Raw genomic sequence first — 8719 nt, 5'->3', positions numbered from 1 at the left:
GTACTTCGGACTTCTCAACGGCACAACCTCTGTTGAGGTTGAGCAGAATCGGATGGCGCTGAGCGGCCCGGCAGGTTCGATGACGTTCGTTCGCAGTGACTGAACCGCGCAGGATCCGACCTCGTTCCTATACATCCGGACATGCCGCGTTGAGGGCGGCTCAGTTCGCCCGGATCTGAAGTTGTCAGCCGGTGATGACGACTGGGATGGCACCGAAGTCGCCGGGGTCGGTCTCGATACCGGTGCCGCCGCGCACCATGATCGTCACCACGTCGCCAGCAGCCGCGCCGCTCAGGTCGAGGGTCGTGGTGAACGGCAGCGGGGTGGCCTCCGAGCCGCCCTGGGCGATCTGGAGGTCGAGGGGCTCACCCGTGGAGCCCGACACTCGGGCGCTCACGTTGAGGTTGGCCTCGAAGCCGCGGCCGATGCCCTCGACCGCCAGGGGTGCGGCGGGCACCTCGGCGAGGGAGTCAGGGACCGTGATGGCGGCGTTGGGGTTGACCGCGGCGATCACGAACCAGCCGCTGGCCGAGCCGAGCTGGCGCAGCAGGAGGGTGGAACGCACGATCGACTGGTCGCTGGACTCGCCGGCGAACAGGGCGTCGACCTCACCGCTGCGGGCATCGCCCTGGCGGAACACGCCTGCCGTGCCGGCATCGAGCACGTTGTCGAGGAAGTCCTGGGCGGCGGCCACGGGGTCGTCGAAGACCACGTCGGAGGCCGGCCACAGCGCGGACTGCTCGGGCCCGGTGGGCTCGGTGGGCTCGGTGGTGGTGTCGGCGGGCGACGTGGTGGTGACTGACGGCTCGGTGGTGCCGTCAGTGCCAGTGTCGTCGCCACACCCCGCCATGGCCATCCCCAGCGTCACTGCGGCGACGACAGCGACGATCATGCGGGTGATCGTGGTCATGTCCGTTTCCTTTCGCGAGGCGTCGAACACCTCAAGGGTCCCCCAGCGGCCCGCACCGTGCCAGGGCCGTTGTACCTGCCAGTGGCGGGCGGCTGGGCTCGCCCGCAGCGGAGCTGGGACCAGGCCGAACTACTCCGGGGACGAGGGCCCACGGCTCACCCCCGTCAGATACCGGCCGCCTTCTCCAGCGCCGCGACCTCCTCGTCGAGGAAGGTCAGCAGCCGCTGCAGGTGGGGCACGGTGCGGCGGCAGCCGGTCAGACCGAAGGCCATGTTGCCGTCGTAGGACGTGCAGGTGATGTTGAGCGCCATCCCGTTGATGGGGATCGACAACGGGTAGGTGCCCATCAGCTGGGCGCCGTTCCAGTAGTGCGTGGTGCGCGGGCCGGGGACGTTGCTGATGATCAGGTTGTAGGGCGGCCGCACGATGCCCTGCATGCGCAGCAGCGGCGTGAGGATCGCCGGCGCCTGGCCGATCGCGCTCATCGCGAGGATCTGCATCGGCGTCATCGACGACAACCCCTCCTTGCCGTCCTTCATCGAGCGGTGGATCGCGGAGAGTCGGCGAGCCGGGTCGTCCAGGTCGGTCGCGAGCTGCACCATGACGGCGCCGACCGCGTTGCCGCCCTCGGAGGAGGCGACCTGCGACTGCTTGGCGTTGAGACCGACCGGGACCATCGCGACCAGCGGGGCGTCCGGGAGGGCGTCGAGCTCGAGGAGGTACTGCCGGATCGCACCGCTGCACATCGCCATCACGACGTCGTTGATCGTCGTCCCGGTGGCCTTACCGATCGCGCGCAGCCGCTCGATCGGCCAGTCCTGGGCGGCGAAGCGGCGTGAGCCGGTGATCGACTGGTTGAAGATCGTGCGCGGCGCGTGCAGCGACAGCGACGACGTCTCGTTCTTGATGCCCTTGGTGATCGTCTTGACCAGCGCCCCGGGCATGCCGGCGGCGTCGGCGGTGATGCCCATCGCGGTGCGCAGCGCGCTGATCGGCACGCCGGCCAGGCTGGCCTCGGCCTTGTCGATCTCGCGGGAGCGTCGCGCATTGGGCTGGGCGCCCCAGGGAGCCGGCATGCCGCGCTTGTCGGGGTCGGTCGACAGGACGCTGGCGAGCAGCCGCATCGCGGAGACGCCGTCGACGAGCGCATGGTGGGTCTTGGTGTACATCGCGACGCGGCCGTCGCGCAGGCCCTCGATCACGTGCGCCTCCCACAGCGGACGCTCCCAGGCGAGGCGCGTGGAGTGCAGGCGCGAGCACAGCTCGAGGAGCTCGCGGATCCGGCCGGGCCTGGGCAGCGCGCTGTGGCGCACGTGGTGCTCGATGTCGAACTCGAGGTCGGGCTGCCAGACCAGCTGGCCACCGGTCTTGACCGAGCGGTGCGGGTGCTTGAGGAAGAGCGGCGCGATCTCCTCGACGTCGCGCATCTCCTCGAACATCTGGCGCACGTAGTCGCGCCCCGCCCCCTCCGGCTTCTTGAAGAGCTGGAGGCCTCCCACGTGCATCGGCATGTTGCGGTTCTCCGCGAGGAGGAACGCAGAGGAGGTGGGATCGATCGGAGAGACCACAGGGAGCACCTTTCGTAGGTGGGCATCCTTGCTCGCGGTGACGACCGCCACAAGGCGCCCTGCCGCAGGTGCCGGAGGAGAGTGCCCGGTGAACACCGAGTGAGGGTTCTCCCTTGCATCCGTGACGAGTACGTCGAGCACCTTGCGGCAGGTGCCGCGGCTGCCCGAGGGTCGACGTGCACCGGACCTCGGTGCGCGACCTCTTCTTCTCGGGAGAACCCATGATCCGCCGCACCCTGCTCGCGCTCGGCCTCTCCGCCGGCTTCTCCGTGGGCCTGGTGGCCGTGCCCGCCGTCGCCCAGGCCCAGGACTACTCCGCCCCGCTGACGACCGCCATCAGTGACCTGCCCACCTCGAGCGAGGTCCGCACCGGCTACTCGCGCGACCTCTTCCCGCACTGGGTCGACGCCGACGGCGACGGGTGCAGCACCCGCAACGAGGTGCTGATCAGCGAGGCCGACGACCCGGTGACGGTGGGCAGCGGCTGCTCGCTCTCGGGCGGGCGCTGGTACTCCTACTACGACCGCGTCTCCTGGACGAACCCCTCCGACGTCGACATCGACCACATGGTCCCCCTGGCCGAGGCCTGGGACTCGGGCGCGCGGTCGTGGACGACCGCGACCCGTCAGGCCTTCGCCAACGACCTCGGCGACTCCCGCTCGCTCGTCGGGGTGACCGACAACGTCAACCAGGCCAAGGGCGACCAGGACCCCCGCGAGTGGCTGCCGACCTACGACCAGTGCCGCTACGTGCGCGAGTGGGTCGCGGTGAAGCACCGCTGGCGGCTCACCGTCGACAGCGGCGAGAAGTCCGCGTTGTCGTCGTTGGCCTCGTCCTGCACCAACGCGACGATCACGGTGACGCTGGCCCGTTGATCGTGGCCCGCTGATCGTCCACAGGCCGGGCTCCGGCAGGTCCCTCCACAGGCCCTGCCGGCGCCCGGCCCGGCTGTCCGCCCGGGCTCCTAGCGTCCTGCTCGCACCGGAACTCGCCGGTGCCGGACCCTCGGGGGACACCCATGAAGACACCCATCACGACGCCGCTCGTCTCGCTCTGCACACTCGTCGTCGGCCTGCTGGCCGCCGTGACCTGGTCGCCGGCGCTCGCCTCGGACGGCGCCGCGGTCCACGAGCCACCCGCCCGCACCGAGCGGCCGGTGATCGTCGCGGTCGAGGGCGACAAGGCCAACGGCTTCGGCATCACCTACTCCGACGGCACCGCGCTCTACCCGCCCACCGACTCCGAGGCCTCCGCCGAGTGCGGGGAATATGACCGCTGGTCCGACCGGCTGCGCTGTCGGGTCGAGGTCCGCACCTGGTACCGCGACCTCGGCGAGCTCAAGCGCTCGCTCGCCTACGCCCACGCGCAGCCGTAGGTCGTCCTCCTCTGGCACGATCTCCCCCATGGAGGTCTCGCCGCTCGACCGCGCGTGGAGCCGGGGCCGCACCTCGCTGGGTGAGCGCCTGCAGCGACTCTCGGCCAAGCGTTGGCACATCGTGCAGTGCGCGCTGGCGGCCGGGGCCGCGTGGTTCGTCGCGGCCGACCTTTTCGGTCACGACACGCCCTTCTTCGCGCCGATCGCGGCGGTGGTCAGCCTCGGCACGTCCTACGGCCAGCGCCTGCGCCGGGTGGCGGAGGTGACCCTCGGCGTCGCGATCGGCGTGTTCATCGCCGACCTGCTGGTCATCCAGCTCGGCTCGGGCTGGTGGCAGCTGACCTTGATCGTCGGACTCGCGATGACGACGGCCTTCCTGCTCGACGGCGGCCAGCTCTTCGTCACGCAGGCTGCGGTGCAGTCGATCGTGGTGAGCACGCTGCTGCCCGACCCGGGAGCGGCGCTGACCCGGTGGACCGACGCCCTCATCGGCGGGGTGATCGCCCTGGTGGCCGCCACGATTGCTCCGGCGGCACCGCTGCGCCGACCGCGCGAGCAGGCGGCGCGAGTGATGGCCAAGGTGGCCGAGCTGCTGCGTGCCGCGGGAGAGGTGATGGTCGACGGCGAGGCCGAGCGCGGTCTCGACCTGCTGGCCGACGCGCGCTCCACCGACCACCTGATCCGCGAGCTCCAGGCCGCGGCCGACGAGGGCATGTCGGTGGTGGCCTCGTCGCCCTTCCGGGTGCGGCACAAGGGCAACCTGCGCCGCATGGCCGACCTGGTCGACCCGCTCGACCGGGCGCTGCGCAGCACGCGGGTCCTGGTGCGGCAGGTCGCCGTGACCGCCTACCACCGCCGACCGGTGCCGGCGGCCTACGCCCTGCTCGCCGCCGAGCTCGCCGACGCCGCGGAGCTGGTGGCCGCGGAGCTGACGGCCGACCGGATGCCCGTGGCGGCGCGGGACGCGATCCTCGCGATCGGTGAGGCGACCGGTCGGGTGGAGCGCTCGGAGGTCCTGACCGCCGAGGTGATCCTGGCCCAGCTGCGCTCGATCGTGGTCGACCTGCTGCTGCTGACGGGGATGACCCAGCTCGAGTCGACCGACGCCCTGCCCCCGCCGCCGCGGTGAGGTGAGGCTGTCCGTGACCTGGGTCCTGCACGTCGACCTCGACCAGTTCATCGCGGCCGTCGAGGTGCTCCGACGACCCGAGCTCGCCGGTCGTGCGGTGGTGGTCGGTGGCCGTGGTGACCCGAGCGAGCGGGGCGTGGTGGCCACGGCGTCCTACGAGGCGCGCGAGCACGGCGTCGGCTCCGGCATGCCGCTGCGGGTCGCGGCCCGCAAGGTCCCGGACGCGGTGTTCCTCCCGGTCGACAAGCCGACCTACGAGGCGGCCTCCGCGGTCGTCATGGACACCCTGCGCGGCCTGCGCTGGGACGGCGCACCGGTCGACGTGGAGGTCATCGGCTGGGACGAGGCGTTCGTCGCCGAGCGTCCCGGGAGCGGTGAGGGGGAGGGGGGTGGGTCCCCCGGAGAGCAGCGCGACCCCGTCGCCTTCGCCGGACACGTGCGCGCCGAGGTGCTGGCGGCGACCGGGCTGCACTGCTCGGTCGGGATCGGTGACACCAAGATCCGGGCCAAGACCGCGACCGACTTCGGCAAACCACGGGGGGTCTACCGGATCACCGAGGACACCTGGTCCGCCGAGATGGGCGACCGCCCCACGCGGGCGCTGTGGGGCATCGGGTCGCAGACCTCCAAGAGGCTCACCGCGCTCGGCATCGACACCGTCCGCCAGCTCGCCGAGTCCGACACCCGGGTGCTCGCCGCCGCGCTCGGCCCGACGATCGGGCCGTGGGTCCACCGTCTCGGCCGCGGCGCCGACACGGGCCCGGTCGACCCGACGCCGTGGGTGCCACGCGCGCACGGCCGCGAGGAGACCTTCCAGACCGACCTCGAGGACTGGGCCGAGGTGGAGGAGGCGGCTCGCCGGATCGCGCGCCGCGCGGTCGAGGACATCGACACCGAGGGGCGTCCGGCCGCCCGGGTCGGGATCAAGGTGCGCTTCCGCCCGTTCACGACCGTGACCCGCAGCCTCACCCTTCCCGCTCCGACCAACGACCCCGAGGTCCTCGGTGCCGCCGCGGTCGAGCTGCTCGGCCGTGTCGACCGGGATCGGGCGGTGCGGCTGCTCGGCGTACGCCTGGAGATGGTCGAGCCCGAGGGTCGCTACTGAGCGGGTCCCCGCACCAGCCGCACCGCGCCCTCGCGGCGTGGGTCGGCGGCGGCGTCGAGGCTGCCGTCGGGTCGCACGAGGGTGGCGCCGACGCCGCCGAAGTACATCGTCGGCCGGTCGACGTCCTCGACCTTGAGCTCCTCGGTGGGGCGGCCGGCGCGGTGCAGGTGCACGCGCGGGTGGTCGACCGCGTCCTGGAGCGACAGCCCGCCACTGACGAAGCCCGCCAGCACCTGGGTGATCGCGGTCGTGATCCGGTCGGCGCCCGGCGAGCCGATCGCGAGGGCCGAGCCGTCGACGTGGCGGCCGACGGTGGGGGCCATGTTGGAGAGCAGCCGGGTGCCGGGAGCCAGGCCGTGGAGGCCGCGGGGGTTGAGCTCCTGCTCGCCCAGGCAGTTGTTGAGCCAGATCCCGGTGCCGGCGGCGATCATGCCGGCGCCGTAGCCCGACGACACCGTGACCGAGCAGGCGGTCCCCTCGCTGTCGGTCGCCGAGACGTGCGCGGTCGAGCCCGACTCGAGCGCGCCGAGGTGGTCGCGGTCGACCAGGTCGAGGAAGGCGGCCGCGTCACGCACCAGGTCGTCGGTGTGGTCGAGCACGTCGAGGCGGTGACCGAGCACCGCGCGCTGCACGCGCACCAGGTGATGGACGTCGTCCGGCGTCCAGGGTCCGTGCGGCCGGTCGTCGAGGAGACGCAGCATCGCGGCGACGCAGACGCCACCGAGGGAGGGCGGCGGTGCGGTCGCGAGCGTCCACGGACCGACGCGGGTCACGAGGGCGGGCCGCACGACCGGCTCGTACGCCGCCATGTCGGCCGCCCCGAGCAGGCCGCCACGGCCGACCACGTCGTCGGCGACCAGCCGGGCCAGCTCACCGGTGTGCAACGTCGCCGCTCCCTCGGCCGCGATCAGCTCCAACGACTCCACCAGGTCGGGCACCACCACGAGCCCGGTGGTCACCGACCCGTCGGGCGAGTGCAGCGCGGCGTGACTGGCGGGGTCCCAGCCGAAGATCGACGCGTGCACGTGCCCGAGGTAGTAGCGCGACGCCGACCCGAGCCGGAAGCCGCCCCGCGCCACCTCGATGGCGGGAGTGACCAGCTCGCGCCACGGCAGCCGCCCGTCGCGACGGTGGGTCTCCTCGAAGGCCGCCACGGAGCCGTGCACCGCGACCGACCCGGGGCCGATCGTGACGTCGACCCCGCCGCCGTACGCCGTCGAGATGTCCCAGGTGCCGCTCGACCCCACGTCGAGCCCCCGTCCGGGCATGTCCATCCACCCGTCGACGGTGTAGGCGGCCGCGCCGGACCCGGGCTGCACGGTCACGAAGCCGCCGGAGCTGAGCGAGACGATGCCGACCTCGTTGACCATCGTCACCAGGGCGGCCGCGAGGGCGGCGTCGACCGCGTTGCCACCGGCCTCGGCGACCACCCTCGCCGCGTCGGCCGCGGCCTCGTTGGTCGCCGCGATCGCGACGTCCATCAGAGGCTCGCTCGCAGCTCGCGGACCACCGAGTCGACGACCGCGACCAGGTCGCCACCGGTGCGCTCGGCGACCGCCCGCTGTCGTTGGTACGACGCGCCCCGCCGCGGCAGGTCCGCGACGGACGCCAGCTCCTCGAGGCAGCCGAGGCGCGCCGCGACCGGCTCGAGCCGCACCAGCAGGTCGGCCAGGTCGTCGGTGAGGAGCCGCTCGTCCGACTGCGCGTCGAGGATGATGATCGCGTCGAGGCCGTAGCGTGCGGCGCGCCACTTGTTCTCCTGCACGTGCCACGGCGGCAGCACCGGCGGGCTCTCGCCGGCCGCGATCCGCGTGTCGAGGTCGACGACCAGGCAGTGCATCAGCGCGACGAGCCCGGCCAGGTCGCGCAGGTCGGACACCCCGTCGCAGATCCTGTTCTCCAGCGTCCCGAGGTGGGGCGCGGGGCGCAGGTCCCAGCGGATCTCGGAGAGCTCGTCGATCACCCCGGTGGTCAGCTGGTCCTGGGCGAACGACTCGAACTCCGCCCACGTCGTGAACTGGAAGGGCAGCCCGGCCGTCGGCAGCTGCTGGAACATCAGGGCCCGGTTGGAGGCATAGCCGGTGTCGACGCCGGCCCAGATCGGCGAGGAGGCCGACAGTGCCTGCAGGTGCGGATAGTAGGTGAGCAGCGCGGAGAGCACGGGGAGCACCCGGTCGCGCTGGGGCAGCCCGACGTGGACGTGCACGCCCCAGATCAGCATCTGCCGCCCCCACCACTGGGTGCGGTTGATCAGCTCCTCGTAGCGGTGCCCCTCGCTGAGCTGCTGCCCGGTCCAGGACGCGAAGGGGTGGGTGCCGGCGCCGTAGAGGTCGATGTCGAGGTCGTCGCCCGCCGGCACCACGCGCTCGAGGGTCCGGCGCAGGTCGCCCATGGCCTCGTCGACGGTGTGGCAGATCCCGGTGACGAGCTCGACGGTGTTCTTCAACAGCTCCTGGTGCAGCCGGTCCTGGTGCTCCAGCCGCGGCCGGGCCCGGGCGAAGAGGTGGGACGCGTCGTTGCGCAGGTCACGACTGCGACGGTCGACCAGCGCGAGCTCCCACTCGACTCCGAGGGTCGGCTCGGCGGACCCGTGGAAGTCGATGCGCACCCGCACAGCGAAGCACATGGGGTT

General features: G+C 72.3%; 8 protein-coding genes. 4 read left to right on the top strand and 4 right to left on the bottom strand.

Features of this window, described 5'->3' with window-relative positions:
• Positions 1-184: 184 nt before the first annotated feature.
• Both AAG827_RS16545 and AAG827_RS16540 read right to left on the bottom strand, forming a co-directional pair.
• Positions 185-910 carry a hypothetical protein gene (locus AAG827_RS16545; protein WP_341927275.1) on the bottom strand — a complete coding sequence of 242 codons (726 nt, stop codon included), beginning with the start codon at positions 908-910 and terminating at the stop codon, positions 185-187.
• Between the two features lie 164 nt (positions 911-1074).
• A complete protein-coding gene (locus tag AAG827_RS16540) occupies positions 1075-2478 on the bottom strand; it encodes a wax ester/triacylglycerol synthase family O-acyltransferase (protein ID WP_341927274.1) in 1404 nt (467 codons plus the stop codon).
• Between the two features lie 176 nt (positions 2479-2654).
• Between AAG827_RS16540 and AAG827_RS16535 the strand changes: the two genes are divergently transcribed.
• The 4 genes from AAG827_RS16535 (at position 2655) to AAG827_RS16520 (ending at position 6087) form a co-directional block, all read left to right on the top strand.
• Positions 2655-3353 carry an HNH endonuclease family protein gene (locus tag AAG827_RS16535; RefSeq protein WP_341927273.1) on the top strand — a complete coding sequence of 233 codons (699 nt, stop codon included), beginning with the start codon at positions 2655-2657 and terminating at the stop codon, positions 3351-3353.
• 143 nt (positions 3354-3496) lie between these two features.
• Positions 3497-3853: a hypothetical protein gene (locus tag AAG827_RS16530; RefSeq protein WP_341927272.1), complete on the top strand. Its 357-nt coding sequence runs from the start codon at positions 3497-3499 to the stop codon at positions 3851-3853.
• Between the two features lie 28 nt (positions 3854-3881).
• The gene (locus tag AAG827_RS16525) at positions 3882-4982 is read left to right on the top strand and encodes an FUSC family protein (protein WP_341927271.1); all 1101 of its coding nucleotides are present in this window, start codon (positions 3882-3884) and stop codon (positions 4980-4982) included.
• Positions 4983-4995: 13 nt separating this feature from the next.
• Positions 4996-6087 (top strand): DNA polymerase IV, encoded by a 1092-nt coding sequence (locus AAG827_RS16520; RefSeq protein WP_341927270.1) that lies wholly within the window; start codon positions 4996-4998, stop codon positions 6085-6087.
• Here AAG827_RS16520 and AAG827_RS16515 read toward each other — a convergent pair.
• Positions 6081-7568 (bottom strand): gamma-glutamyltransferase, encoded by a 1488-nt coding sequence (locus AAG827_RS16515; protein ID WP_341927269.1) that lies wholly within the window; start codon positions 7566-7568, stop codon positions 6081-6083. The two genes, AAG827_RS16520 and AAG827_RS16515, sit on opposite strands and share 7 nt — an antisense overlap.
• Positions 7568-8713 (bottom strand): glutamate--cysteine ligase, encoded by a 1146-nt coding sequence (locus tag AAG827_RS16510; protein WP_341927268.1) that lies wholly within the window; start codon positions 8711-8713, stop codon positions 7568-7570. Before AAG827_RS16510 ends, AAG827_RS16515 begins: the two co-directional genes overlap by 1 nt.
• Between the last annotated feature and the right edge of the window lie 6 nt (positions 8714-8719).

This window comes from Nocardioides psychrotolerans (assembly GCF_943371775.1).
Taxonomy (GTDB): Bacteria; Actinomycetota; Actinomycetes; order Propionibacteriales; family Nocardioidaceae; genus Nocardioides; species Nocardioides psychrotolerans_A.
The sequence above is the reverse complement of the archived record's forward strand: the minus strand, read 5'-3'. Positions and strand labels throughout refer to the sequence as shown.

What these genes read in the sequence shown, in the direction of transcription:
- AAG827_RS16510 (WP_341927268.1), bottom strand. Translation starts at nt 8,713, where the DNA reads ATGTGCTTCGCTGTGCGGGTGCGCATCGACTTCCACGGGTCCGCCGAG.
- AAG827_RS16515 (WP_341927269.1), bottom strand. Translation starts at nt 7,568, where the DNA reads ATGGACGTCGCGATCGCGGCGACCAACGAGGCCGCGGCCGACGCGGCG.
- AAG827_RS16530 (WP_341927272.1), top strand. Translation starts at nt 3,497, where the DNA reads ATGAAGACACCCATCACGACGCCGCTCGTCTCGCTCTGCACACTCGTC.
- AAG827_RS16525 (WP_341927271.1), top strand. Translation starts at nt 3,882, where the DNA reads ATGGAGGTCTCGCCGCTCGACCGCGCGTGGAGCCGGGGCCGCACCTCG.
- AAG827_RS16545 (WP_341927275.1), bottom strand. Translation starts at nt 910, where the DNA reads ATGACCACGATCACCCGCATGATCGTCGCTGTCGTCGCCGCAGTGACG.